Origin of the sequence: Streptomyces sp. NPDC051214 (assembly GCF_040682375.1) — a bacterium.
Lineage (GTDB): Bacteria > Actinomycetota > Actinomycetes > Streptomycetales > Streptomycetaceae > Streptomyces.
Map to the genome: position 1 here is coordinate 220,158 of NZ_JBFBAT010000002.1, position 25,235 is coordinate 245,392.

23 protein-coding genes and 1 tRNA gene are annotated in these 25,235 nt (G+C 70.1%); 19 read left to right on the forward strand and 5 right to left on the reverse strand.

Annotation, left to right across the window (positions count from 1 at the left end):
* Positions 1-243 precede the first annotated feature (243 nt).
* The 10 genes from AB0M70_RS05455 (at position 244) to AB0M70_RS05500 (ending at position 9,083) form a co-directional block, all read left to right on the forward strand.
* Positions 244-1,062, forward strand: a complete 819-nt coding sequence (locus tag AB0M70_RS05455) for a GntR family transcriptional regulator (protein WP_365816629.1) — start codon at positions 244-246, stop codon at positions 1,060-1,062.
* 137 nt (positions 1,063-1,199) lie between these two features.
* Positions 1,200-2,324 (forward strand): TIGR03364 family FAD-dependent oxidoreductase, encoded by a 1,125-nt coding sequence (locus AB0M70_RS05460; protein WP_365816631.1) that lies wholly within the window; start codon positions 1,200-1,202, stop codon positions 2,322-2,324.
* On the forward strand, positions 2,318-3,094 hold the full coding sequence (locus tag AB0M70_RS05465) for a phosphonatase-like hydrolase (RefSeq protein WP_365816633.1): 777 nt from the start codon (positions 2,318-2,320) through the stop codon (positions 3,092-3,094). Before AB0M70_RS05460 ends, AB0M70_RS05465 begins: the two co-directional genes overlap by 7 nt.
* On the forward strand, positions 3,091-4,143 hold the full coding sequence (locus AB0M70_RS05470) for an ABC transporter ATP-binding protein (protein WP_365816635.1): 1,053 nt from the start codon (positions 3,091-3,093) through the stop codon (positions 4,141-4,143). The genes AB0M70_RS05465 and AB0M70_RS05470 overlap by 4 nt, the downstream gene beginning before the upstream one ends.
* Positions 4,136-5,008, forward strand: coding sequence for a 2-aminoethylphosphonate ABC transporter permease subunit (locus AB0M70_RS05475; protein ID WP_365816637.1), 873 nt, complete (start codon positions 4,136-4,138; stop codon positions 5,006-5,008). The genes AB0M70_RS05470 and AB0M70_RS05475 overlap by 8 nt, the downstream gene beginning before the upstream one ends.
* A complete protein-coding gene (locus AB0M70_RS05480) occupies positions 4,995-5,792 on the forward strand; it encodes an ABC transporter permease subunit (RefSeq protein ID WP_365816639.1) in 798 nt (265 codons plus the stop codon). The genes AB0M70_RS05475 and AB0M70_RS05480 overlap by 14 nt, the downstream gene beginning before the upstream one ends.
* 32 nt (positions 5,793-5,824) lie before the next feature.
* Positions 5,825-6,904 carry a 2-aminoethylphosphonate ABC transporter substrate-binding protein gene (locus tag AB0M70_RS05485; protein ID WP_365816641.1) on the forward strand — a complete coding sequence of 360 codons (1,080 nt, stop codon included), beginning with the start codon at positions 5,825-5,827 and terminating at the stop codon, positions 6,902-6,904.
* Between the two features lie 107 nt (positions 6,905-7,011).
* Positions 7,012-7,791, forward strand: coding sequence for an HAD-IIA family hydrolase (locus tag AB0M70_RS05490; protein ID WP_363211389.1), 780 nt, complete (start codon positions 7,012-7,014; stop codon positions 7,789-7,791).
* 71 nt (positions 7,792-7,862) lie between these two features.
* The gene (locus AB0M70_RS05495; RefSeq protein ID WP_365816644.1) at positions 7,863-8,402 is read left to right on the forward strand and encodes a hypothetical protein; all 540 of its coding nucleotides are present in this window, start codon (positions 7,863-7,865) and stop codon (positions 8,400-8,402) included.
* Between the two features lie 15 nt (positions 8,403-8,417).
* Positions 8,418-9,083, forward strand: a complete 666-nt coding sequence (locus tag AB0M70_RS05500; protein WP_365816646.1) for a class F sortase — start codon at positions 8,418-8,420, stop codon at positions 9,081-9,083.
* Positions 9,084-9,454: 371 nt separating this feature from the next.
* On the opposite strand, the gene AB0M70_RS05505 is transcribed toward AB0M70_RS05500, so the two are convergent.
* Positions 9,455-10,213 carry a GAF and ANTAR domain-containing protein gene (locus AB0M70_RS05505; protein WP_365816648.1) on the reverse strand — a complete coding sequence of 253 codons (759 nt, stop codon included), beginning with the start codon at positions 10,211-10,213 and terminating at the stop codon, positions 9,455-9,457.
* A 161-nt stretch (positions 10,214-10,374) separates the two neighbouring features.
* On the opposite strand from AB0M70_RS05505, the gene AB0M70_RS05510 reads away from it, so the two are divergent.
* The gene (locus tag AB0M70_RS05510) at positions 10,375-11,409 is read left to right on the forward strand and encodes a glycoside hydrolase family 6 protein (RefSeq protein WP_365816650.1); all 1,035 of its coding nucleotides are present in this window, start codon (positions 10,375-10,377) and stop codon (positions 11,407-11,409) included.
* A 73-nt stretch (positions 11,410-11,482) separates the two neighbouring features.
* Here the strand turns inward: AB0M70_RS05510 and AB0M70_RS05515 are convergent, their stop codons facing one another.
* The 4 genes from AB0M70_RS05515 to AB0M70_RS05530 all read right to left on the reverse strand — a co-directional run bounded on the left by AB0M70_RS05515 (position 11,483) and on the right by AB0M70_RS05530 (position 16,591).
* Positions 11,483-13,423 carry a kelch motif-containing protein gene (locus tag AB0M70_RS05515; RefSeq protein ID WP_365816652.1) on the reverse strand — a complete coding sequence of 647 codons (1,941 nt, stop codon included), beginning with the start codon at positions 13,421-13,423 and terminating at the stop codon, positions 11,483-11,485.
* A complete protein-coding gene (locus tag AB0M70_RS05520) occupies positions 13,420-15,405 on the reverse strand; it encodes a glycosyltransferase family 2 protein (RefSeq protein ID WP_365816655.1) in 1,986 nt (661 codons plus the stop codon). Before AB0M70_RS05520 ends, AB0M70_RS05515 begins: the two co-directional genes overlap by 4 nt.
* Before the next feature lie 302 nt (positions 15,406-15,707).
* Positions 15,708-16,439 carry a FadR/GntR family transcriptional regulator gene (locus AB0M70_RS05525; RefSeq protein WP_365816658.1) on the reverse strand — a complete coding sequence of 244 codons (732 nt, stop codon included), beginning with the start codon at positions 16,437-16,439 and terminating at the stop codon, positions 15,708-15,710.
* Positions 16,440-16,517: 78 nt separating this feature from the next.
* Positions 16,518-16,591 (reverse strand) — tRNA-Lys (locus tag AB0M70_RS05530).
* Positions 16,592-16,824: 233 nt separating this feature from the next.
* Here AB0M70_RS05530 and AB0M70_RS05535 point away from each other — a divergent pair.
* The 8 genes from AB0M70_RS05535 (at position 16,825) to AB0M70_RS05570 (ending at position 25,189) form a co-directional block, all read left to right on the forward strand.
* On the forward strand, positions 16,825-18,174 hold the full coding sequence (locus AB0M70_RS05535) for a peptidoglycan-binding protein (RefSeq protein ID WP_365816660.1): 1,350 nt from the start codon (positions 16,825-16,827) through the stop codon (positions 18,172-18,174).
* 109 nt (positions 18,175-18,283) lie between these two features.
* Complete coding sequence (locus AB0M70_RS05540; protein ID WP_365816662.1) at positions 18,284-19,504, forward strand: SPFH domain-containing protein; 1,221 nt, start codon at positions 18,284-18,286, stop codon at positions 19,502-19,504.
* Complete coding sequence (locus AB0M70_RS05545) at positions 19,491-20,186, forward strand: nucleoside/nucleotide kinase family protein (protein WP_365816664.1); 696 nt, start codon at positions 19,491-19,493, stop codon at positions 20,184-20,186. The genes AB0M70_RS05540 and AB0M70_RS05545 overlap by 14 nt, the downstream gene beginning before the upstream one ends.
* Positions 20,187-20,306: 120 nt before the next feature.
* Positions 20,307-20,909, forward strand: coding sequence for a lytic polysaccharide monooxygenase (locus AB0M70_RS05550; RefSeq protein WP_365816666.1), 603 nt, complete (start codon positions 20,307-20,309; stop codon positions 20,907-20,909).
* 55 nt (positions 20,910-20,964) lie between these two features.
* Complete coding sequence (locus AB0M70_RS05555; protein ID WP_365816668.1) at positions 20,965-21,525, forward strand: DUF3592 domain-containing protein; 561 nt, start codon at positions 20,965-20,967, stop codon at positions 21,523-21,525.
* 42 nt (positions 21,526-21,567) lie between these two features.
* Positions 21,568-23,232 (forward strand): long-chain-fatty-acid--CoA ligase, encoded by a 1,665-nt coding sequence (locus AB0M70_RS05560; protein ID WP_365816670.1) that lies wholly within the window; start codon positions 21,568-21,570, stop codon positions 23,230-23,232.
* Positions 23,233-23,255: 23 nt separating this feature from the next.
* On the forward strand, positions 23,256-24,551 hold the full coding sequence (locus AB0M70_RS05565) for a sensor domain-containing protein (protein ID WP_365816672.1): 1,296 nt from the start codon (positions 23,256-23,258) through the stop codon (positions 24,549-24,551).
* The gene (locus AB0M70_RS05570) at positions 24,515-25,189 is read left to right on the forward strand and encodes a response regulator transcription factor (RefSeq protein ID WP_365816674.1); all 675 of its coding nucleotides are present in this window, start codon (positions 24,515-24,517) and stop codon (positions 25,187-25,189) included. Before AB0M70_RS05565 ends, AB0M70_RS05570 begins: the two co-directional genes overlap by 37 nt.
* Positions 25,190-25,235: the final 46 nt, after the last annotated feature.

Below are 25,235 nucleotides of genomic sequence, written 5' to 3' on the forward strand. Positions count from 1 at the left end.
CCTCAGTGCCGTCGCCGGTGCGCTGTTCGCCGGGGGCTGGGCACTCGTCGTGGGCACCCGGCGCCTGCGGGCCGCCCGCAGACGCTGAGCGGACAGCAGACAGCAGACAGCAGACAGCGGACAGCGAACAGCGGACAGCGAGCAGCGAACGCCGAACAGTGAACACCCGCCCAGCGCCACACCGCACCCCCGCCTCCCCCTCCGTTCACCTCCCGGTTCACGTACGTCTGCGAACATCCCCGGGTGACCAACCCGAACCCCCCGCACCCTCCCGCGCACCTGCTCGACCAGGCCCCCGGCGCCCCCATCCGCTCCGGCATCCCCGAGCACGGGCGCATCCCGAAGTACTACGCCGTGAAGGCCCGCATCGCCGATCTGACCGAGGAGTTGGGGGACGGGCAGACGCTGCCGACCGAGCGGGATCTCGCCGTCCGGTACGAGGTAGCTCGGGAGACCGTGCGGCAGGCGCTGCGTGAGCTGTTGCTGGAGGGGCGGCTGCGCAGGCAGGGGCGCGGCACCGTCGTCGCGGGCCCGAAGCTGGAGCAGCCGCTGTCCCTCGCCAGCTACACCGAAGGCGTACGGCGACAGGGGCGTACCCCGGGGCGCAATCTCATCTCCCTCGACCGATTCCCCGCCCCCGAAGCCCTCGCCGCCGAGATCGGGGTCGGCCAAGGCGAGCCCGTCTGGCACATGGAGCGCGTCCTCCTCGCCGACGAGGAGAGGGTGGGGCTTGAGAGTACGTACGTCTCCGTGGCCCGAGCCCCCGCCCTCGACCGTGATTTCGAGCCCGACTCCTCCTTCTACGCCTACCTCCGCGACCAGCTCGGCATCTCCTTCGGCGACGCCGACGAACGCATCGAGACCGTCCTCGCCACCCCTCGCGAGGCCCTGCTCATCGGCACCCCTCCCGCGCTGCCCATGCTGCTGATCCACCGCGTCTCTCGAGACACCGCCGGCCACCCCCTGGAGCGGGTCCGCACCCTCTACCGCGGCGACCGGTTCTCCTTCACCACGCATCTGGGGAACAGCGGCACCTATAGCGGCACTCGCAGCGGCGCCTGAACTTCTTGTATGCGAACAGGGACCCGGCAAAAAAGTCACGGAAGCATAACGGGTCTGGTCCAAGCTTGGGTGCCCGTTCACCATCCCGTTGCCGCCCGGCCCTCGGCGGGTCACTCCTCCCCAGGAGCGTTGCCGCCGTGAGAGTCATCGTCGTAGGAGCCGGCGTGGTGGGAACCATGCACGCCTGGCACGCAGTGGAACGCGGCCACGAGGTCGTACAGATCGAGCGCGAGAGCGAGGCCCGCGGGGCGTCGCTGCGCAACTTCGGGCAGATATGGGTGAGCGGCCGTGCCGGGGGCGAGGAGCTGGACACCGCCCTGCGGGCCCGTGAGCTGTGGGAGGAGATAGGCGCGCGGGTGGAGGGCATCGGCTTCCGGGCCAACGGCTCCCTCACCCTCGTGCGCAACGAACGCGAGCGCGCGGTCGCCGAGGCCGCCCTCGCCCGCCCCGACGCGGCGGCCCGCGGCTACAAGCTGCTCGACGCCGACGAGGCCCGCGCCCTCAACCCGGCGCTGCGGGGTGACTTCATCGCCGGGCTGTGGTGCGAGAGGGACGCGGCGGTGGAGCCGCGGACCGCGCAACTCCGGCTGCGCGAGGCCCTTCGCGCCTCTCCCCGCTACACCTTCCTGCCCGGCCGCGAGGTCCGCGAAGTCGTCGGCGAGAACGCGGTGCGGGACGACAACGGAGACGTACACACCGGTGACGTCGTCGTGCTCGCCACCGGCGCCTGGCTCGGCGGTCTCGTACGGGAGCTGGCGGGCCCCGACCTGCCCGTGCGGCGCGTGCGGCTGCAGATGATGCAGACGGAGCCTCTCGGCGAGGCGCTCACCACCTCCGTCGCCGACGCCGACAGCTTCCGCTACTACCCCGCGTACGCCTCGGACGCCCTCGACGCGCTCAACGCCGGGCAGGCGCAGACGCCGACCGCCGCCGAGCACAAGATGCAGCTCCTCATGGTGCAGCGCGAGGACGGCGGCCTGACCATCGGCGACACCCACGAGTACGAGCACCCCTTCGCCTTCGACACCCTCGAAGACCCCTACGACCACCTGACCGAGGTCGTCGAGGGCTTCCTGGGCCGGCCGCTGCCGAAGATCAGGCGGCGCTGGGCCGGGGTGTACGCGCAGTGCGTCGACACGACCCGCGTCGTGCACCGCCAGCAGGTCCGCGACGGCGTGTGGCTGGTCACCGGGCCCGGCGGGCGCGGCATGACGTGTTCGCCCGCGATCGCCGAGAAGACCGCCGACGAGTTGGGATGGTGAGGGAGATGGTGAGGGAGTTGACCCCACGCAGCAGCATTGGCCTCGTCGTGCTCGACATGGCCGGTACGACCGTCGCGGACGGCGGGCTCGTCGAGGAGGCCTTCGCCGCCGCCGCGCTGGAACTCGGCGTCGAGCCGGGCTCGGCCGACCACACCGAGAAGCTCGACTACGTACGCGCCACCATGGGCGAGTCCAAGATCTCCGTCTTCCGGCATCTGTTCGGCGAAGAGGCTCTTGCCCAGCGGGCCAACGTCGCCTTCGAGAAGGCGTACGGGGAGCTGGTCGACGGGGGTCGCATCGCGTCGATCCCCGGCGCGCGGGAAGCCGTCGAGGAGCTCAAGTCGGCTGGTCTGGCGGTGGTGTTGAGCACCGGCTTCGCCCGCGTCACGCAGGACGCCATCCTGGACGCGCTCGGCTGGCGGGACCTGGTCGAGCTGACCCTGTGCCCCGCCGACGCGGGCGGCCGCGGGCGGCCCCACCCGGACATGGTGCTCAGCGCCTTCCTGCGGACGCGGGCCGTGGACGACGTCCGGCAGATCGCCGTCGTGGGCGACACGGCGTACGACATGCTCAGCGGCGTACGATCCGGCGCCTCGGTCGTCGCCGGGGTGCTGACGGGGGCCCACGACGACGCGACGCTGCGGGCCGCGGGGGCCACACACGTCCTGGGATCCGTCGCCGAACTGCCCGCTGTGCTCACGGGTGACGCTGCGCTCAAGGGCGCCTCCGTACTCAGGGGCGCCGCCGTACGCAGGGGTGACGAGGAATGAGCAGCGGCATCCGCTTCGATCGCGTCTCGGTCGCCTACGGAAAGAACACCGTGCTCGACTCGCTCGACCTGACCGTGCAGCCCGGCGAGGTCATGGCGCTGCTCGGCCCTTCGGGCTCGGGCAAGACGACCGCGCTGCGGGCCGTCGCCGGGTTCGTGCGGCCCGCGTCAGGGCGGGTGTTCATCGGGGAGCGCGATGTCACCGGCCTGCCGCCGCATCAGCGGGGGATCGGGATGGTCGTCCAGCAGTACGCCCTCTTCCCGCACATGCGGGTCGCGGACAACGTCGCCTTCGGCATGAAGGCGCGGAAGGTCGCCAAGTCCGAGGTTCCGGGGCGGGTCGCCGAGGCGCTGGAGATGACGGGGATGGCCGCGTACGCCAAGCGGTTCCCCCGGGAGCTTTCCGGTGGGCAGCAGCAACGCGTCGCCATCGCACGGGCGTTGGCCATCCGGCCGGGGGTGCTTCTGCTCGACGAGCCGCTCTCCGCGCTTGATGCGCAGTTGCGGTCGGGGATGCTGGGGGAACTCGCCCGTCTGCACCGTGAGTTGCCGGACGTCTCCATCCTCTACGTCACCCATGACCAGGTGGAGGCCCTGACCCTGGCGGACCGGATCGCCGTCATGGACAGCGCGCGGCTGCGGGACTGCGGGACTCCGCAAGAGCTCTACCGGGCGCCTCGGACGGAGTTCACGGCTTCGTTTGTGGGGAATGCGAATCTCCTCTCGGTACGGGTGGGTTCTGGCACCGTCTCGTTCGGGGGCGCCGACCTGAAGGTCGACACAGCTGATGCGACGCCGGGTGCCACGGCCACGTTGTGCGTGCGGCCGCATCTGGTCGGCCTCGGGGAGGGCCCCAACGCCCTCTCCGGCCGCGTCGCCGAGGTCCAGTGGCGGGGTGCCACCCATCGGCTGTACGTCGATGTCGCTGGGCAGCGGGTCAAGGCTGACCTTCGGGAGCTGCGGACCCCGCCGGGTATCGGTGACGAGGTCACCCTGCACTTCGCGCCGGAAGACGCGGTGTTGCTGTCGGGTGGTGTGACCGATGGCTAGTGCCACGCTGCCGGCGCCCCACGCGCAGAAGGACAAGCCGCCCCGGAAGGTGCCCGGGTGGGTCTGGGCCCTGCCCCCCGTCGCAGCCCTCGCCCTCTTCTTTCTCTACCCCCTCGCCCTCGTCGTCCAGCAGTCCCTTCAGCCCGACACCGGTGGGACCTCCCTGCAGCCCTACTCCGACGTCTTCGCCTCCGCAGCGTTCCGGGAGGCGCTCGGGACCACCGTGTGGCTGGCCGTCGGGTCCACCGTCGGATGTCTCGTGCTCGGGTTCGCGCTCGCGCTGGTCATCGCCTTCGTGCCGTTCCCGGGAGGGAAAGCCGTCGCCAGGTTCATCGACGTTTTCCTCTCCTTTCCGTCCTTCCTCATCACCCTCGCCCTGCTGTTCCTCTACGGCACCAAGGGGATGGCCAACGGGATATGGACGGACGCGACCGGCGCCGCCGAAGGGCCGTTCCAGTTCCTGACCACTCCGTGGGGCGTGCTCCTCGCGGAAATCACGTACTTCACGCCCTTCGTGATGCGCCCGCTGCTCGCCGCGTTCTCACAGATCGACACCGCGCAACTAGAAGTCGCGTCGAGCCTCGGGGCGAAGCCCGGCCGCATCATCCGGCGGGTCATCCTGCCCGAGGCGCTGCCCGCCCTCGCCGCGGGCGGCAGCCTCGTACTCGTCATGTGTCTGAACGAATTCGGGATCGTCCTCTTCACCGGGGCGAAAGGGGTCACGACCCTTCCCATGCTCGTCTACAGCAAGGCGATTCTCGAGTCCGACTATCCGGCGGCCTGTGTCGTCGCCGTGGTCAACATCGCGATATCCGTGGGTCTTTACAGCCTCTACCGGGTGGTGAGCCGTCGTGTTGGTGCATAGCCGCAAGGGGAAATGGGCCACCTGGGTCCTGTTCCTCGTCTTCTTTCTGCCGCTCTTCGCGCTCCCCCTGATGGTGATTCTGGCGGCGTCCTTTTCCTCGCACTGGTCCGGCGCCTTTCCGTCCGGGTTCACCACGGGGCATTACGAGGCCGCCACCCGCGGTGAATCGCTCAAGGCGCTCACCACCAGCCTGGTCACCGCCGTCGGCGCGAGCCTGCTCGCGCTGACCGTCGGGACCTGGGCCGGGCTCGCCGCCGCCTCGCTGAAGAAGGGGGGCAAGCGCCTCCTCGACACCCTCTTCATGCTGCCGGTCGCGGTGCCCTCCGTCGTCGTCGGGCTCGCGGTCCTCGTGGCGTTCAGCAAGCCGCCGATGATCCTCAACGGCACGCGCTGGATCGTGATCCTCGCGCACACCATCCTTGTCACCGCGTTCGCCTACCAGTCGGTTTCGGCTGCCATCGTGCGGCTCGACCCGGCGTACGAACAGGCCGCGGCATCGCTCGGCGCCCGGCCCTCGTACGTGCTGTGGAAGGTGCGGCTGCCGCTGCTGCTGCCGTCGCTCAACGCGGCCGCCGGCCTCTGCTTCGCGCTCTCCATGGGCGAGTTGAGCGCCACGATGATGCTCTATCCGCCGGACTGGATGCCGCTGCCCGTGCAGATCTACGCGGCCACCGACCGCGGCTCCCTCTTCACCGGTGCCGCCGTCGCGGTGGTCCTGATGGCGGCCACGCTGCTCGTCCTCTTCGCCTTCTCCCGCATCCGCACCCGCGCCTCCTACCGCTGAGGCCCGCAAGCTCTCAAGGAGCACGAAACGCCATGTCACGCCTTACCCGAGTCCGTCACGCCCGCACGCTCGCCGCCGTCTCCGGCAGCCTCGTCCTCGCCGGATCGCTCACCGCGTGCGGCGGCGAATCCTCCGCGTCCGACGCGAAGGAGGTCACCGTCTACAGCGCCGACGGCCTCAAGGGGGAGAACGGCGACGGCTGGTACGACCAGGTCTTCGAGGACTTCGAGAAGGAGACCGGCATCAAGGTGAACTACGTGGAGGGCGGCTCCGGCGAGATGGTGCAGCGCGCCGTCCGCGAGAAGTCCAACACCCAGGCGGACGTGATCATCACCCTGCCGCCGTTCATCCAGCAGGCCGACGAGAAGGGGCTGCTGCAGGCCTACAAGCCCGAGGGGTCCGACCAGGTCGACGGCGCCCTCAAGGCCACCGACGGCAAGTGGACCTCCGTGGTGAACAACTACTTCGGCTTCATCTACAACAAGAAGGAGTTGGACGGCGGCAAGGCCCCCAAGACCTGGGAAGACCTCACCGACCCCGCGTACAAGGACAAGGTCCAGTACTCCACGCCTGGCGTCGCGGGCGACGGCACCGCCGTGCTCATCAAGGCGATGCACGACTTCGGCGGCAAGAAGCCCGCCATGGCGTACTTGAAGAAGCTCCAGACCAACAACGTCGGCCCGTCCGCCTCCACCGGCAAGCTCGCGCCCAAGGTCGACAAGGGCGAACTCCTCGCCGCGAACGGCGACGTCCAGATGAACTACGCCCAGTCCAAGGACATGCCGAACCTCGGCATCTGGTTCCCCTCCAAGGAGGGCGGCAAGCGAACCACCTTCGCGCTGCCCTACGCGGCCGGCCTGGTGAACAAGGCCCCGCACTCCGCCAACGCCAAGAAATTCCTGGACCATCTGCTGAGCCAGAAGGCCCAGCAGCAGGTCAGCGCGGTCGGCGGCGGCTTCGCGGCACGCAAGGACATCAAGGCCACGGACGCCGACGCGGTCGCCCTCGACAAGATCATCGACGGGGTCGAGGTCTTCGAGCCGGACTGGGACGACATCTCCGGGAACCTCCGGACGTACGTGGAGGACTGGAAGGCGGCCACCGGCAGCTGACAGGTGATCGGCGGGGTCAAGATCACCGCTTCCTGATTAGGGTGGGGGCGTCGGCACAGCGCTGTCCCGGCGCCCCAGCCAACCCGTACACCGCAGGAGTGCACCCCATGGCAGAGCGCAAGCCCATCGAATCGTGGCTCACCGACATGGACGGCGTGCTCATCCACGAGGGCGTTCCGATCCCCGGCGCGGACGCCTTCATCAAGAGGCTCCGTGAGTCCGGCAAGCCCTTCCTGGTCCTGACGAACAACTCCATCTACACCGCGCGCGACCTCCAGGCCCGGCTGAACCGCATGGGCCTCGAAGTGCCCGTCGAGAACATCTGGACCTCGGCCCTCGCCACCGCGAAGTTCCTGGACGACCAGCGCCCCGGCGGCACGGCGTACGTCATCGGCGAGGCGGGGCTCACCACCGCCCTGCACGACATCGGGTACGTCCTGACCGACCACGCCCCGGACTACGTGGTGCTCGGCGAGACCCGTACGTACTCCTTCGAGGCCATGACCAAGGCCGTACGGCTGATCAACGGCGGGGCCCGCTTCATCTGCACGAACCCGGACGAGACCGGGCCCTCCATGGAAGGCCCCCTGCCCGCGACCGGCGCCGTCGCCGCGCTGATCACCAAGGCCACGGGCCGCAACCCCTACTTCGCGGGCAAGCCGAACCCGCTGATGATGCGGACCGGTCTCAACGCCATCGGGGCGCACTCCGAGACCAGCGCCATGATCGGCGACCGCATGGACACCGACATCCTCGCGGGTCTGGAGGCCGGGATGGAGACCTTCCTGGTCCTCACCGGCCTGACCTCGCGCAAGGACATCGACCAGCACCCCTTCCGGCCGTCCAATGTCGTGGACTCCATCGCTGACCTGGTCGAACGCGTGTGAGACCACCCGTTTGCCGCACACGGGAGGCGTGAGCCGGGAAGGGGCGTGAACCTCGATACAGGAGGTTCACGATGCGTAGAGGCTCACTCACCCTGCGTGGTATAGCCGGGGCCGCTGTCCTCGCCGCGCTCCCCCTTGCCGCCACGGCCCCCGCCCACGCCCACGAAGAGGGCAAGGTGCACGCCACGGTCACGCCGGCCAGCGCCGCGTCCGGGGCCAAGGTGGAGATCAGCGTCACGGGCTGCGAGGGGACGACCGGCTCCGCGGGGTCCGGGGCGTTCTCCGGAGACGCGAAGCTCACCGGCAGGGACGGCGGCAAATACTCGCTGAACGGTTCCGCCACGCTGCGGGACGGCGTCAGCGGCACGTACGACGTGACCGTCGTCTGCGACGGCCACCCCCACCAGGGCGTGGGCACCGTGGACGTCGTCAAGCACCGCACCGAACCCGTCGCGCCGGTCCGCGCGGGCGGCGGCGGCGCCGCGCAGCTCGCCGCGCACGCCCAGGAGGCGGGCCCCGGCACCCGGCACGCGGTGATCGGCCTGGTGCTCGCCGGGGTCGCGGCGGTGGCCGTGGCGCTGCGCAGCGTCCGCCGACGCCGCTCCGAGTGACGGGCGAGGACCGGCATGTCGGGTCATGAGGGGTCGACGGGACACGGGCGCTTCCTCACCGGGGTCGCCTGGGCGCTGGTGCTCGTCGGACTCTGGCTGTGGGGCAGCGAGATCACCGACGTACGGGGTGGTGTCTCCGAGCCCACGAACGGTGACGTGGCGGCGGTCGGCCGGCCGTTCGCCGTCGAACTCCCGGACGCGCACGAGCCGCTGGGCGCCGCAAGGCCGCAGCGCGTCGACGTCCCTTCGCTGAAGGTACGGGCACCCGTGATCACCCGGGGGCTCGACCAGGACGGTGCCATCGATCCGCCGCCCTTCGAGCAGGCGGGCTCCGTCGGCTGGTACGGCGGCGGGACGCGCCCCGGAGCGGCGGGCACGTCCCTGTTCGTGGGCCACGTCGACACCGAGACGCGCCCCGCGGTCTTCTACGACCTCAGCGCGGTGCGTCCGGGCGAGAAGATCCTGGTGTCCCGGGACGACGGCTCGGTCGCCGAGTTCACCGTGGACGACGTCCAGGTCATCAGCAGGAACCGCTTCGACGCGAAGAAGGCGTACGGCGCCCATGAGGAGGGCCGCGCCGAACTCCGTCTGATCACGTGCGGCGGCACCTTCGACCGGGCCAGCAAGACGTACTCGGCGAACGTGGTGGTGTCGGCCTATCTCACCGGAGTGGGCCCGTAGGAGGTGTGGGTGTGTTTGTAGGGGGCGTGGCGGGGCGCGAGCGCACTCCCGCCGCGCTCGCGCCGTGGTGGCGGGGGCCTGGCTTCGGTGCCTTGACAACCCGGCCCGGTCGGCGGCCCGCTCCCCCCGGAGCCGTCGACCGGGCTGGTCCTCGACCGCGCGCGCACGAGCTGCGGGAGTAACCCGGCGCCGGCGCGGGAGGTTCGGTGGCCAACCCCGCAGTGCGGGATGGACGATCAGGCCGGGGGCTTGGGCCGTCAAGACGACTCTAGAACGGATGAGCGCCGGAGCCTAGAGGTGGAATGACGCCAAGTCGTGAACCGCTTCCCCTCTGTGATCACCGCAGGTGGTGATGGTTCCGGTGATGACCTTCACGACGGGTCGGACCAACCGCCCCGCAGCGTCGTGTCGTCGAGCGATCCCTTGATCACCTCGGTGGCGACCACGTCCATGACCAGCCGTTCTCTGCGCGCGTACCGCCGCAGCGCGTCGAAGGCCTCGTCCATCCCGGTGTGCCAGCGCTCGGCAAGGATGCCTTTGGCCTGTTCGATGCGGATACGGCTGGTCAGGGCGCCCTGGAGCTGTGTGGCGAGCGTCCGATACCGCGTGTAGGCACGGTGGTTGTGCAGGCCCACGGCGGCGGCGTCGGCGATCGCCTGCGCGAGCCGCAGCTCACCGTCGGCGCACGGACTCCAGGGGGCCGCCTCGGGCACGAAGACGTTGAGCGCCCCGAGCAGCTTCTCGCGCTGCCGCACCGGAACCGCGTACGTCGCCCCGATCCCGTGGCGTCGCGCCAGCGCGGTGAACTCCGGCCAGCGCGCGGCGGGTTCGTCCTCCGTGAGGCGCACCGGAGGCACGGGACGCCCCGTGCCGAGGCTCTCCACGCAGGGCCCGCCGTTCTGCTGGGCACTGAGCAGGCCGAGCGCGAGGTCATGGGGGTGCCCGCCGACGGCGAACGAGGGGGAGCCTGCGGAGTCGAAGATGACGCCGGTGGCGGACGCGTCGAGCAGCTCCACGCAGTGACCCGCGACGCGGCCCAGGTAGTGCTCCGGGTCGAAGTCGTCGTCCAGCGTGTTCGTGGTCTCCACCAGAACTTGGGCCAGCCGTAGTTCAGAGGTGCGATCCCGCATGATCTCCTCCCCAGGAGCTCGGCCCCGCCCACTGCGCCTACCCCCGCGCGCCGAGCTGTAACAGGTCTCCAACAGGTCTCCTCGGCGGGCGGGCGGGCCTCGTGAGCCGGGAGTGCGTATGTCAGGATTGAGAATCGGACAGTGCACCCAAGGGGGAGTGGATGTACCACAAAGGCACCGGCCGCGGTCATCGGATCGCGGGCCGGGGGGTGAAGGCTGCGGCGGCGTTTGCGGGGGCTGCGCTGCTGTTGTCGGGGTGCTCCTCCGATGACGGCTCGGGCAACGAGGAGTCGTCGGGGCAACCGGTCAAGCAGCAGCCGAAGGGCACCGACCCGTACTGGGTCAACCCCGAGGGCAACGCGGCCAAGCAGGTCACCACGTACGAGAAGGACGGCAAGAAGGACGACGCCGAGCTGATCCGGAAGATCGCCGAGCAGCCGGTCGCCGAATGGATCATCCCGGAGAACGCGGAGGACCAGGCGCGCGGCTTCACCGAGGCCGCCGAGAAGGCCGACCGGGACGCCCTGTTGGTCCTCTACAACATTCCGCACCGCGACTGCGGCCAGTACTCGCAGGGCGGCGCGGCCGACGGCAACGAATACCGCGCGTTCATCGACCAGGTCGCCAAGGGCATCGGCGACCGCAGGGCCACGGTCATCCTGGAGCCGGACGCCGTGCTCCACATGGTCGACAACTGCACGCCGGAGGAGTTCCACGAGGAGCGTTACGACCTCCTCAAGGGCGCCATCGGGAAGCTCAAGTCCCTGAAGAACACCAAGGTGTACCTGGACGCGGGCAACGCGGGCTGGAAGAACCCGGACTCGCTCTGGGAGCCCCTGAAGTGGTCGGGCGTCGAGCAGGCCGACGGCTTCTCGGTCAACGTCTCGAACTTCCAGACCACGGAAGCCAGCACGGAGTTCGGCAAGAAGCTCTCGGCGAAGATCGGGAACAAGCCGTTCGTCATCGACACCGCGCGCAACGGCAACGGCCCGTACACCAAGGGCAAGGACACCTGGTGCAACCCGCCCGGCCGTGCGCTCGGCGAGGCGCCCACCACCAAGACCGGTGACCCGCTCGTCGACGCCTACCTCTGGATCAAGCGGCCCGGAGAGTCGGACGGGACCTGCCGGGGTGGCCCCAAGGCGGGGGAGTGGTGGCCGGAGTACGCGGCGGGCTTGGCGAAGGCGGCCCGATAGGGGCGCGGGGAACTGCGCGAGCAACCACAAAAGAGCCGCAGTCGACGCGACTGCGGCTCTTTTGTGCGTACTGCTAGGGAATGTGAACCCACTGAGCCTTGCTCGGAGTGCCCTGATCGTCCGTCACGAAGAGCATGTACCAGCCGGACTCGACCAGGCTCTTCTCCTTCGGGATCGTCACCGTGACGCCCCCCGCGGACTTCTTCAGGTCGAGTGCGACGGACGTCTGGTCGATGTCCGTGACGTGCGTCGACGCGCTCGGCCTGATCAGGCGGGCCGTCTTGATGGACGAGGCGTGCTGCGTCTTGAAGGTGCCGGAACCGCCCCGCCTGATCTCCTCGGGACCGCCGGTGAGCGTGGGCTGCGAGCCCTGGTACAGGTACGGCGGGGTGTAGATCTCGATGCGCTGCTCGAACTCTCCGGGCTTGGTGTTGGCCTTGTCGGAGTAGAGCGAGTCGGAGCCGAAGAACATCACGCGGCCGTCGGGCAGCAGGATCGAGCCCGAGTGGTAGTTGCGGCCGACCTCGGGGTCCGCGACCCGCCGCATGTTGCCGGTCTTGGCGTCGTAGATCCGGGCCTGCTTGATGTTCGAGTCGCTGCGGCCGCGGTAGTCCTCGGAGCCGCCGGATATCAGCACCGTGTCGTCGGGCAGGGTCGAGGCCTGCGGGTACCGCGTGCCCTTCTCCAGCTCGGGGCCGTCCTCGAACTTCGGGTTGTCCTCCAGGAGGTCGACGATGCGGGTCTTCTTGCTGGACTTCTTGGACTCGCCGACACCGCCGCCACCGATGACCATGTACTTCTGGTCCTGCGCGGGCGGCAGTTCGACCGTGTTGGAGGTCTCCAGGAGATTGGGGTCGCTCATCCCCGGGATCCCCTTCCAGCTGCCCTTCTTCTCCAGGTCCCAGGTGCCGGGCTTGCGGCCGACGTCATCGGGGCCGTAGCCCGCGTTCGAGCCGGAGTAGAAGAGCCTGCCGCTCTGCAGCTGGAACACGGCGGGGTAGGTCGGGAACTGGCGGACCTGCTTGGTGTAGGTCCACTTCTTGGTCTTGGGGTCGTAGACCTCGTTCTTGCCCGGGACCAGCTGGCCGATCTCGTCGAGGCCGGAGAGGCTGAGCACCTTGCCGTCCGAGAGCGTGGTCAGCGTGGGGTACCAGCGGGCCTCGTTCATCGGGTCGACCTTGATGTACTTCTCGGCGACCGGGTCGAACTCGAAGGAGTCCTTGATCCCCTGGAAGTCCTTCTTGTCCAGGGCGAGCTTCTGCGCGATGCCGTACGTGTTGCGGGTCGCGGCGCCCTTGAGGCCCTGCACGCGGTAGTTGTCCTGCGTGCCGGTCTCGTACTTCGTGCCGCTCTGCTGTGCCTCCACGTACACGCGGCCCAGGCCCGGTTCGTTGCGGACGAACGCGCCGGTCTGCTTGTCGAAGACCTTCTTGGCGCGCTCGACGACGACCGGGTCCTTGGAGACGAACGTCTTGCCGTTCTTCTTGCCGGTGAACTTCGTGCCCGCGGGCAGCGTGATCGGCTTGTCCGGGTCCTCGTTGTGCACCACCATCAGGCCGCCGGCCTTGGTGATGTCGCCCTTGAGCTTCTCGTAGCGCTGGGTGCCGCCTGCGATGAGCAGATTGCCGTTGGCGAGCTGGGTGTGGCCGGTGCAGAAGAGGTCGACGGGCGTCTTGATCTTCTTGATCGTGTTCTTGACCGGGTCCCACAGGCGGGTGTCGAACTTCTTGGCGTCGAAGTTCTTCTGGTTGTTGCCGGAACCGGCGACCAGAAGGATCTTGCCGGTGTGCAGGAGGGCCGCGTGGATCGTGTTCTGGCGGTACTCCTCGGGGAAGTTCACGACCTGCCAGTGGCCGTTGTCGGCCTTGTACTCCGGCTTGTTGATCTTGTAGTCGTGGTACTTCTCCGAACCCACGCGCCACAGCCACGGGCCGTTCATCCCGGCCAGCGCTATGACCACCGCCGCGCCTATCGCGATGCGGCGGGCGCGGCGGCGGCTGGAGCGGTCCTTCATTTCTTACGTCCCCCAAGGGCGATCTGCATGGTCTGGTCGTTCGCTGCCCAACTGGGCTTCTGCTGCGGCGCGTGCGGCGCGTGCGGCGGCTGGTGTGCCTGGGGCAGCTCCGCCGTGGTGTCACGCTGCTGCGGCACCGTCGGGTCCCCGCCGCCCGAAGGCGGCCCCGAAGGTCCGGCTCCGTGCCGGGACTTGCGCTTCTTCTTGTCCTGGCGCATGCCCCACCGCCAGGCGAAGATCGGCGCCGCCGTGATCAGCAGGGCGAACGTGGCCCAGATGATCATCGCCGGGTGGACGTGGTCGAACACGAACGCGGCGGCCATCGAGCCGGCGAAGACCAGGATGAAGAACAGGTGGATGCGGAACGTGCCGAACAGGGTGTCCGGGCTCGCCGAATCGCCCTTGGGGGTCACCACGAACTTGCTCTTGCGGCGCAGCACGGCGTCGAGCAGGGAGCGTGCGTAGACCGGCGCCGAGAGCGCCGACATCACCATGCCCGCGATACCGCCGGAGCCCTCGGGCTCGTGCGGCGAGACGTTGTGGCGGCGGTTCCAGATGTAGAGGCCGATCTGGAGTGCCGAGGCGTTGCCGTACAGCATCAGCCAGATCGTCGGGTCGATGTTCACGCCCGATGCGCCCATGCCGAGGAACAGCGCGCAGGAGAGCGCGGCCAGGATCCAGTTCATGGCGGACATCGGGTAGAAGATGACCATCATCGTGTAGTTGAAGAGCCGGCCGGGCGGCAGCGAGAACGGCGCCTTCCAGAACTGCTTCAGGATGGTCTCGTACGTTCCGCGCGACCACCGCAGCTGCTGCGTGAAGAAGTCCGTCCAGGCGTTGGGGCCCTCACCGACCGCGAGCACGTCCGGGGTGTAGACCGACTTCCACTTCTTGCCGGTCCTCGGGTTCGTGGCCCGGTGGATCTCGAAGCCGGTCGCCATGTCCTCGGTGATCGAGTCGTACAGACCACCGATCTGCTTCAGGGCGCTGATGCGTACGGCGTTGCTCGTGCCGACGAACATGGGGGAGCCGTACGCGTTGCCCGCGCGCTGGATCAGCGCGTGGAAGAGGAACTGCTGGGACTCGGCGGCCTTGGTGATGAAGTTGTCGTAGTTGCCGTAGACCTGCGGGCCGATGACGAAGCCGACGTTCTCGTCGCGGAAGAAGCCGAGCATCCGCTCGAGGTAGTTCGGCATCGGGATGTGGTCGGTGTCGACCGATGCGAAGTAGTCGTAGTCGTCGCCGTGCGCGTCCAGCCAGGCGTTGTAGTTGCCGTGCTTGGTCTTGGCGCGGTGCGGGCCCTTGCTCATGTTCCACTTCGCGATGCCCTTGCGGGAGAAGTGGTGCACGCCGAGCCGCTGGCAGACCTCCTTGACGGCGGGGTCGTCGCCCTCGTCGAGGAGCCAGACGTGCATCAGGCCGCGGTGGCGGATCTTGACCGCCGCCTCCAGCGTCTTCGTCACCATCTCAAGGGGCTCTTTACCGGGCACGAAGGAGGTGAGGAAGGCCACGCGGGTGCCGGTCTCGGGCACCACGGGTATCGGGTCACGTGCGACGAGCGTGGCGTGCGCGTTCGACAGCACGTTCATGCAGCGGAAGAACTCGATCAGGCCGATGGATATGAGCATGATGACGTCGAGCGTCGGCAGCCAGTCGTTGGCGACGTAGTCGCGCTTCGTCCAGTGCGTCGGCTGCAGCAGCCAGGCGAGCAGCACGAGGGAGAGCAGCGGCGCGGCTCCCAGCATCAGCGCGGCCCTGATCCGGTGCGGCTCCTGCGACAGCAGGGAGCGGTACTGCACCTTGTACGGCTTGGTCGGGTCCGGCTGCGTGAGCGGCCCCGCGAGACGGCTGTAGTGCTCGTAGTCGTATCTCGGCAGGGCCTTCTTGATACGCCTGAACCCGCCTGTGCGGTGCGATGGCACCCTCAGCTGGGTCGTCTCTGACGGGTCGTTCGGCCGGGCGCCCGTCGGCGTCGACGTCATGAGTCATCCCCCCGCACGCGGTCGCCCGCGTGTTCGTTGGTCCTTCCGTCCGGCCAGGTCCCCCGACCTTCACGGACGCATCAGTGGCAGGCCACCGTCCCCTTAGACATGGAACAGCTACCTTCCGGTTGCATGATGCCCCCCTCGGCATCCAATCGTGAAAGGGACCCCCGTCCCTCACCCCGCGGGCCTCGGTCTGCCGGACCCCCCAACTGCCCGGCACCGCCAGCCTCATGAGAGCCAATGGCTCCAGCACAAGGTTCTACGCCCCTAGCCATGATCGCAAGAGCGAAACAAGGTGTTTACCGGTCATACGAGGGATTCGAGTGACCTGTTGCGACAGGAGCGCTCAATCGCGTTCGAATATTACCGAAGTGTTCCCGTATCGCCCGCTCGGCCCGGAGCACATCGCCGGACCTGACCGCGTCGAGGATCTCCCGGTGCTGACGGCAGGTGACCTTGGGATCGTGCGGAACGTCGACCAGATCGGTGCGTACCTTGTGGAAGGCGTCCCAGAACGCCTCCAGGACCTCGCCGAGCAGCGGATTGCGCAGGCAGCGGTAGAGAGTGGCGTGAAATGCGCGGTCGGTTTCGGTGTGCACCACGCCCGGCTGACCGCTCCGGCCGTCGTTCTCCGCCGCCTCGGTGTCCATCCGGTCCACGAGGGCGTCGAGTTCGGCCAGATCCGCGGCCGGAATGCGACCCGCGAGGCGCGCGATCAGTCCGGTCTCCACGGCCTCGCGCAGCTCGAGGAGCTGGAGCAGGCTGTCCTCGCCGCGGTAGTGGCCGGCCACCGTGCGGAAGGTGAGTCCCTCGATCATCGGAGCCATCGACATGGGCCCGACATAGGTGCCGAAACCGTGCCGGATTTCCACGATGCCCATCGCCTGCAGCGCCTTGAGGGCTTCTCGCACGGAGTTCCGACTGACGCCGAGGCGTTCCATCAGTTCGGGCTCGGTGGGCAGCGAGGCGCCCGAGGGCAGCCGCTGGTCGATGATGAGCTTCTTGATCCGCTCCTGAATGTCGCGCGCCATGGCGCAACGGTAGCGGTAACCGCGCCGGTGGCGGCACGACGAAAGCCCCCCGCGTGAACGGAGGGCTTTCGCTGTCTGTGCGCCGCCAGGGACTCGAACCCCGGACCCGCTGATTAAGAGTCAGCTGCTCTAACCAACTGAGCTAGCGGCGCCTGCTGACCTGGAGAACTCTACCGGACGCCGACGGGTGCTCCGGACCATCCGGGGTCCCGCGGGCCGGGCCCAGGGGGTGCGCCGGGACGTGAATGCGGGCCCGGTGGGGACGTCAATGCGGGGTGACTCCATCATTCGGACCGTCAACATGCGATATCACCGGACAGTTGAGAAGCTGACGACTGTGCAGATGCGACGCAGGCATTCTTTCCTGGAGTGTGAGGGGAATCGCATGGAGGGAGCTCCGGTATTCGAGGAATTCGAGCCCGAGAGCGACTGCGACTGCCCCGGATGTATTCACCGGCGACGAGCCATGACCCACGCACTCCCCGTACGGCAGGGCGGCCACCCGGCGGCGCACGGCGCGCGCCGCGCCCTGGTCGTCGCCGCGGCGGCGGGCACCGTGCTCGGCGGTGGCCAGGTCCTCCCGGCGGTGGCGGCACCCGGCGCGGGCCATCACCCGGTGGGACCACCGGGCACGGCTCCGGTGCCCCCGGCCGACGAGGACCCCGGTGCCGGGCCGGGCCCCGACAGCCCGCAGGGCGACACGAGCGCGCTGCACGGGGTGCCGGGCAGGCCGGGTTCGCCGGGGCCCACCGCGTCGGCGGTGCGGAACACGACGCGGGCCCAGATCCTCGCCCGCGCCCAGAAGTGGGTCGCGGCGAAGGTGCCGTACAACATGGGCGCGTACTGGTCCGACGGCTACCGGCAGGACTGCTCGGGCTATGTCTCCATGGCCTGGAATCTCGGCCGCAACGAATGGACGGGCAGCCTCGCCCGATACGGGGTCCGTATTACCAAGAACCAGCTTCAGCCCGGCGACATCCTTCTCTTCCATAATCCCGCGAACCCCGAGAAGGGGTCGCACGTCACCCTTTTCGGCGGCTGGGCGAACGCGGCGCACACGCAATACGTCGCGTACGAGCAGACCCGCCCGCACACCCGCAAGCAAACGACCCCTTATGCCTATTGGAGCAATGCGAGCCGCTATCTGGCGTATCGCTACAAAGGGGTCACGGACGGCGCCACCCCCGGCGGTGCCGGGCCCGGCACCGCGACGCGCTACCCCGGGGCGGGGTCCTTCGGTCCGGGGGCGAACAACGAGTACGTCACCCGGCTGGGCAAGGCGCTGGTCGCCCGGGGCGGCGCCCGCTTCTACACGACGGGTCCTGGGCCGCGCTGGAGCGAGGCGGACCGCAGGGCCACGCAGGCGTTCCAGCGGGCGCAGGGCTGGACCGGCGCCGACGCGGACGGTCTGCCGGGCCCCGGGACCTGGTCGTACCTGATGACGGGCAAGGGCAGGGACATCCCGCGCGCCGCGTCGGGCGGCCCGCAGGGCGGTGCTCCGGCGTACCCCGGCCGGGGCGTGTTCCGGCCCGGCCAGTCCAGCCCCTCGGTCGAGCTGCTCGGCAGGCAGCTGGTGAAGAAGGGCTTCGGCCGGCACTACGCGCGGGGCCCGGGGCCGCAGTGGAGCGAGAGCGACCGCCGCAACGTCGAGGCGTTCCAGCGGGCGCAGGGCTGGCGGGGCGCGGCGGCGGACGGCTACCCGGGCCCCGAGACCTGGCGGCGGCTGTTCGCATGAGCCACACGAGTCCCATGAGGGCGGTCTCGGGCCCGGTCAGCCTGAGACGCGGGCAGGAATGTGACCGGGTCACGTATGAGATCGAGGCACGTATGAGCCGGAGGCAAGGATGAGTGCGACAGCGGCATCACGGTCACAGACCCCCCAGCCCGAGGAGCCGCAGACCGCCGGCGCCCCGGACACGACCGCCCGCTCCCCGCGCCTGATCCACAGCGAGGCCACCACCGAGATCCCCATCCATCTGCTCTTCCGCGACGACCCCGCCGACCCCGGCGTCCCCCTGGCGCCCGCCGTGGTGCGGCGCCGCCAGGGAACAGGGGAGCAACCGCGCGCGAACCGGCGACCCCCGGTCCCGGCATCGGCATCGGCATCGGCCTCGGCATCGGCGTCGGCCGTGCGGCCCCTGCCCGTCGTCGACCCCGACCTCGGCGAGCGGACCGCGCGCGTGCTGCCCGGCGCGGTCGGGGTGCTCGGCGGCACCGCGGGAGCCGCCGGGTGCGCGGCCGCGCTGTGGTGGGCGGGAGTGCTGCCCGAGCCGGTGGCGCAGGCGGCCGGACTGTTCGGGGTGGAGGGGATCGGCGGCCACGACGCGTACTCCGGGCTCGGCCTCGCGCAGTGGGCCTCGCTCGCCGGATCGGGCGCCCTCGCGCTGTTCGGGTTCGGCGGCCTGGCGCGGGGCCGGGTCGGTACGGCGTGGGTGCTCACCCTCTTCGGGCGGTACCGCGGCAGCGTCCGCCGCACCGGTCTGATGTGGGTCAACCCGCTCCTCCTGCGCCGCCGTGTCGACGTACGCCTGCGGCACTGGCGCAGCGAGCCGATGCCCGCGGTGGACCGGGGCGGGGTCGCGCTGCGGGTCGTCGTCCTGGTGGTGTGGCGGGTCAAGGACGCGGCGCGGGCGACGCTCGGCGTCGCCGACCACCAGGAGTATCTGCGCGAGTGCGTCGAGGCGGCGACGGCCCGCGTCCTGTCCCGGCTGCCGGCCGACGCCTTCCACGACGACACCGCGACCCTGCGCGACGCGGACGCGGTGGGCGACGCGCTGACCCGGATGCTCGTGGCGGAGGCCGAGCCGGTCGGCATCGAGATCTTCTCGGCCCAGCCGACCCGCATCGAGTACGCCCCCGAGATCGCCGACACCATGCGCCTGCGCCGGGTCGCCGCCCTGGACGCACGGCACCGCGACAGCGTGCTCACCTCGGTGGTGGACTCCGTCGAGGACACGGTGACCCGGCTGACCACCCGCGGCCTGGTCGAGCTCGACGACTACGAGCGCAAGGCCTTGGTCAAGGACCTCACGGTGGCGTTCTATACGGGGCATGGAGACCGCTGACCCCACCCCCACCGCCGGCCCCACCCCGTCCCCCGCCGCCCCCACTCTCCCGGCCTTGGCCAAGGACGCCTGGCAGCTGACCGCCGATCGGCCCCGCACCCTCCTCGGGATCGCGGGGCCGCCCGGCGCCGGCAAGTCGATGTTCGCGCGGGCGCTGGTGGCGGAGATCGGCGAGGGGGCCGCCTATCTCCCGCTGGACGGGTTCCACCTCTCGAACGACCAGCTGGAGCGCCTCTCCCTCACCTCCCGCAAGGGTTCGGAGCCGAGCTTCGACGTCCGGGGGTACGTCGCGCTCCTCACCCGGGTTCTCGACGACACGGGCCACGACATCTACGTACCCGATTACGACCGCACCCTCCACGAGCCGGTGGCCGCCCGGCACCGCGTCCCGGCGACCGCCCGGCTGGTGGTCACCGAGGGGAACTATCTGGCGTGCGATCTGCCCGGCTGGCGCGAGGCGCGGGAGCTGATGGGGGAGTGCTGGTACGTGGGCGCACCTGCGGAGGTACGCCAACAGCGCCTGATCGAGCGGCAGTTGGCGGGCGGTCGGACGGCCGACGGGGCGGCGGCGTGGGTGGCGACGAACGACGGACCCAACGGTGATCTCGTCGAGAAGTCGCGCCACCGCTGCGATCGGATCGTCTCCACTATTGGTATGGACATGTTCAACTACCGCCCATAATCTGGGCTTGGTCTAGACCGCAGTACTCACTGCATTCACTGCGCCCCGCACCCGCGGCGGTGCGGTGCCGCGGCGCGCGCACGGCTCACGGAACCCCCACGTTTCCCCTGGAGCGGCAGCATGCGAAACAAGAAGATGTACGCGGCCATGCTCGGCGCCACCACGGTCGGGGCCCTCGCGCTCTCGTCCGGTGGCGCGAGCGGTCACGGCTACACCGACCTGCCGGCCAGCCGCCAGATCAACTGTGCCAACGGCACGGTGAGCGGCTGTGGTTCCATCCAGTACGAACCCCAGAGCGTCGAGGGCCCCAAGGGCTTCCCGGCGTCCGGTCCCGCCGACGGCAAGATCTGCTCGGCGGGCGTCGGCGGCTTCGACGCGCTCAACCAGCCGAAGGCGCCGGGCGGCGGAGCCTGGCCGACGACCAGTGTCAGCGCAGGACAGAACTACAGCTTCCGCTGGCAGTTCACGGCACGCCACCGCACCACCGACTTCAAGTACTACATCACCAAGCAGGGCTGGGACGAGAGCAAGCCGGTCACGCGGGCCGCCCTCGAGACCACCCCGTTCCTCAACGTCCCCTACAACGGCCAGCAGCCGCCGGCCACGCTCTCGCACTCCGGGACGATCCCCGGCGGCAGGAGCGGACACCATGTGATCGTCGCGGTGTGGACGGTCCACGACACGGCGAACGCGTTCTACGCCTGCTCCGACGTCAAGTTCTGAGCAGGGCTTGAGGCTCCACGGCACTCCCCACGGGTAGGTTCTGCGCACACCGTCCATGACCGGGACGGTGTGCGCGGGGCAGTACCGGCAGCAACCATCGGGGGATGCAGTGGAGTTCTTCTTCTATGCCGTGCCGACATTGATCGGCGCCATCGTGATCGCCATGGCGGTCGCGGTGATCAATCGCCATCTGCGACGGCGTGAGGCATGGGCGAGTGGACTGACGGCCGAGGCGCGTTGTCTGCGCACGTACACCACGACGAGCCGCCACGGCGACGGGCACCACGTCAGCACCACGCTGCACCACGTCTACGAGTTCACCCCGCCCGCGGGCCGGCCCGTACGGTTCGAGGAGGAGAACGGCCCCGGGACGATCATCGAGGGCGACGTCGTCACCGTGTACTACGCGGCCGACCGCCCGGAGGCGGCGACGGTGCACGCGCCGGACCTCGCCAAGAGCACGGCTACCCTGATCGCCGTGCTCTGCTTCTTCGGCGTCATGCTCGCCTTCTGCGTGTTCTTCATGGTGACGGCGAACGACATGTTCGACGCCTCTGAATCGTTCGACTGGGACCCGACGGACCCCGACGTCGGGGCCGACCAGGAGTGGCCGTAACACTCTCCCCATCTGACGGTGCATCAATTATGGTGCGCGGCCATGGAGTCCACCGGGAGCACCGTCGCGGAACTCGTCCAGGCGCGCTGGGGCGACCACCGCCCCGGGCTGCGTTTCGAACAGCAGGAGCTCACCCACCACCAGGTCGCGGCGGGCGCGGCGGCGAGAGCGGCGCTCCTCGCCGACCTGCTGCCCAGAGGAGCCGAGCCGCACGTCGGCGTCCTGCTCGACAACACCCCCGAGTACCCCCTGTGGCTGAGCGCGGCGGCGCTCGCGGGCGCGGCGGTGGCGGGCATCAACCCCACGCGCAGGGGCGCGGAGCTGGCCCGCGACATCGTGCACACCGACTGCCGGGTCCTGATCACGGAACGCGCACACCTCCCCCTCCTCGACGGACTTCAACTCCCCGGCGTGCGCATCTTGGTGACGGACACGGAGGCGTACGGGGAACTGCTGGCCCCATACGCGGACGCGCGCCCGGAGGTGTCACGGGCGGCGACGCCGTCGAGCCGGATGCTGCTCTACTTCACCTCCGGGTCGACGGGCGCGCCCAAGGCCGCGATCTGCAGCCAGGGGCGCCTGGCGGCGGCGGGCCGGTCCCTCGTCGACCACTTCGGACTCGGGCCCGACGGGGTCCACTACATCTGCATGCCCATGTTCCACGGCAACGCGGTGATCGCGGACTGGGCGCCCGCGCTCGCGGGCGGGGCAGGGGTGGCGCTGCGGCGGCGCTTCTCCGCATCGGCGTTCCTGGACGACGTACGGGCGTACGGGGCGACGTACTTCACGTACGTGGGCCGGGCGGTGCAGTACCTCCTGGCGACGCCCGAGCGCCCCGACGACACGGAGAACCCCCTCCTGATGGGGTTCGGCACGGAGGCCGGGGCGGTGGACGCGGGACGCTTCGAGAAGCGGTTCGGCGTGCGGCTCGTGGAGGGCTACGGCTCCTCGGAGGGCGGCGCGGCGATCCAGCGGGTGCCGGGGACTCCGGCCGGGGCGATCGGGCGGGCGGCACCGGGGGACGAGCTCGCGGTGGTGGACGCCGGTACGCGTGCGGAGTGCCCGCCCGCCGTCTTCGCCGCGGACCGGCGGCTGCTGAACGGCCACGCGGCGATAGGGGAGCTGGTCAACAAGGGGCGCTCGCCCTTCGAGGGGTACTGGCGCAACGCGGAGGCGGACGCGGCGCGGCTCCGGGACGGCTGGTACTGGACGGGGGACCTCTTCTACCGCGACACGGAGGGCTTCCTCTACTTCGCGGGGCGTACGGACGACAGGCTCCGTGTGGACAGCGAGAACCTGGCGGCGGCGATGATCGAGAACATCCTCGCGCGCTGGGAGGCGGCTGCGGCGGTCGCCGTGTACGCCGTGCCTGATCCCGTGTCGGGGGATCAGGTGATGGCGGCGATTGCCCCACGGCCGGGCGTGGACTTCGATCCGCTGGCCTTCGCCGAGTTCCTCCTCGCGCAGGATGACCTGGGCACGAAGATGGCGCCCCGTTTCGTACGGGTGGTGGGGCGGATGCCGGTCACCGCAACCAACAAGGTGGCGCGGGCCGCCTTGCGGGGAGAGGGGTTTCGCTGCGGGGACCCTGTGTGGTGGCGGCCCGACCCCGGGGCGGGGGCCTACCGGCGCCTGGTGCCGACGGCCTTGGCCGAACTGCTCGGCCAGTACCGGGCGCAGGGCAGGGAGGGACTGCTGCCAGGTTGATCCGCAGCCCATACCGTGACCCCATGACCGGGGTGAGCGTGTGGGTGGGCGTGCAGGGGCGGGCGTATCTGAGGAGCAGTGCGCCCTGGAGAGGTGTGGCGTACCTGCTGGGAGGTGTGCTGCTCGGGGTCCTGGTCCTCCTCGGTGGCCTTCTCGGCCTCACCCTCGGCCTTGCCCTCGCCCTCGTCCTCGTGGGCATTCCCCTCCTTCCCCTCCTCGCCCTCACCGGCATCCCCATCGCCGCGCTCGAACGCCGCCGTGCCCGCCTCGTCGACCCCGCTTCCCCCACCGTGACCCCCCACCGGACTCCCGAAGCCCCCGGCATCCCCGCCTGGTTCAAGCTGCGGGTCAAGGAGCAGGCCACCTGGCGTGAGCTCGCCTACGCCGTGCTGCTCGCCCTCGTGCTGTGGCCGCTGGACCTTCTGGTGCTCGCCTGCACCATCGGCGCCCCCGCCGTCCTCGTCGCCGCCCCCGCCCAACTCGCCCTGGACGGCGGCGAGATACGTGCCGCCAAGCTCTGGTTGGTCGGCGACTACCCGCACGCCTTCGCCATAGCGCTGCTCGGGCTCGTCCTCCTCGTCCCGCTGCTCTACCCCCTCGGCGCCTACGCCTCCGCCCGCGCCGCCCTCGCCGGCCTCCTCCTCGCGCCCCGCGAGACCGAGTTGGCCACCCAACTGGAGCAAGTGACGCGTTCCCGGGCCCGCCTCGTCGACGCATTCGAGGCCGAACGGCGGCGCATCGAGCGGGACTTGCACGACGGGGCCCAGCAGCGCCTCGTCGCGCTGACCATGACCCTGGGTCTCGCCAGGCTCGACGCCACTCCCGGCAGCCCCCTCGCGGCCCAGCTCGCCACGGCCCACGACGAGGCGGGCAACGTACTCACCGAACTGCGCGAACTCATCCGCGGCATCCACCCCCAGGTCCTCGCCGACTACGGCCTCGCCGCCGCCGTCGAGGACGCCGCCGACCGCTCCCTGATCCCCGTGGACGTCGACCTGGACCTGCCCCGCCTCCCCGAACCCGTCGAATCCGCCGGGTACTTCGCCGTCCGCGAGGCCCTCACCAACATCGCCCGCCACAGCAACGCCTCCCGCGCGCAGATCAGGGCCCGGCACGAGGAGGAGGCTCTGCGCATCGACGTGCGCGACGAGGGTGACGGCGGCGCTGACCCCGCCCGAGGCACCGGCCTGACCGGCCTGGCGGACCGGATCGCGGTGCTCGATGGCACACTGACGGTCGCCAGCCCGCCGGGCGGGCCGACCGTACTGTCCGTGGAGATCCCGTGCCGAGCCCAGCACCCGACCAGCGCCCCGCACTGAGAATCGTCGTCGCCGAGGACAGCGTGCTGCTGCGCGAGGGGCTCGTCGGCCTGCTCGCCCGCTTCGGCCACGAGGTGCCCGCCGCGCTCGGGGACGCCGAAGGGCTGAGCGCCGCCGTCGACGCGCACGAGCCGGACCTCGTCCTCACCGACGTACGCATGCCGCCCGGCTTCAAGGACGAGGGGTTGCGTGCCGCCCTCGCCCTGCGCGCGCGTCGGCCGAAGCTGCCGGTGCTCGTGCTCAGCCAGTACGTGCAACGCTCGTACGCCGCCGAGCTCCTGGACACCGGGGACGGCACCGGCGTCGGCTATCTGCTCAAGGATCGGGTGGGCCAGGTCGAGCAGTTCGCCGACGCGGTGGCGCGGGTCGCGGACGGCGGCACGGTCGTGGACCCGGAGGTCGTACGGCAGCTGATCAGGCGCCGCCGCGACCCCCTCGAACAGCTCACGCCGCGCGAGCGGGAGGTGCTCGGCCTGGTGGCCGAGGGCAGGTCGAACGCGTCGATCGCCGCCGAACTCGTCGTCAGCGAGGCCGCGGTGGGCAAACACATCGGCAACATCCTCGGCAAACTGGACCTGCCCCCGGGGGACGGCACGCACCGCAGGGTCCTCGCGGTCCTGGCGTACCTGCGCTCCTGAGCGGGAAAAGCGTGCACAGCGGAAAAGCATGCACAGGCCACCGGTC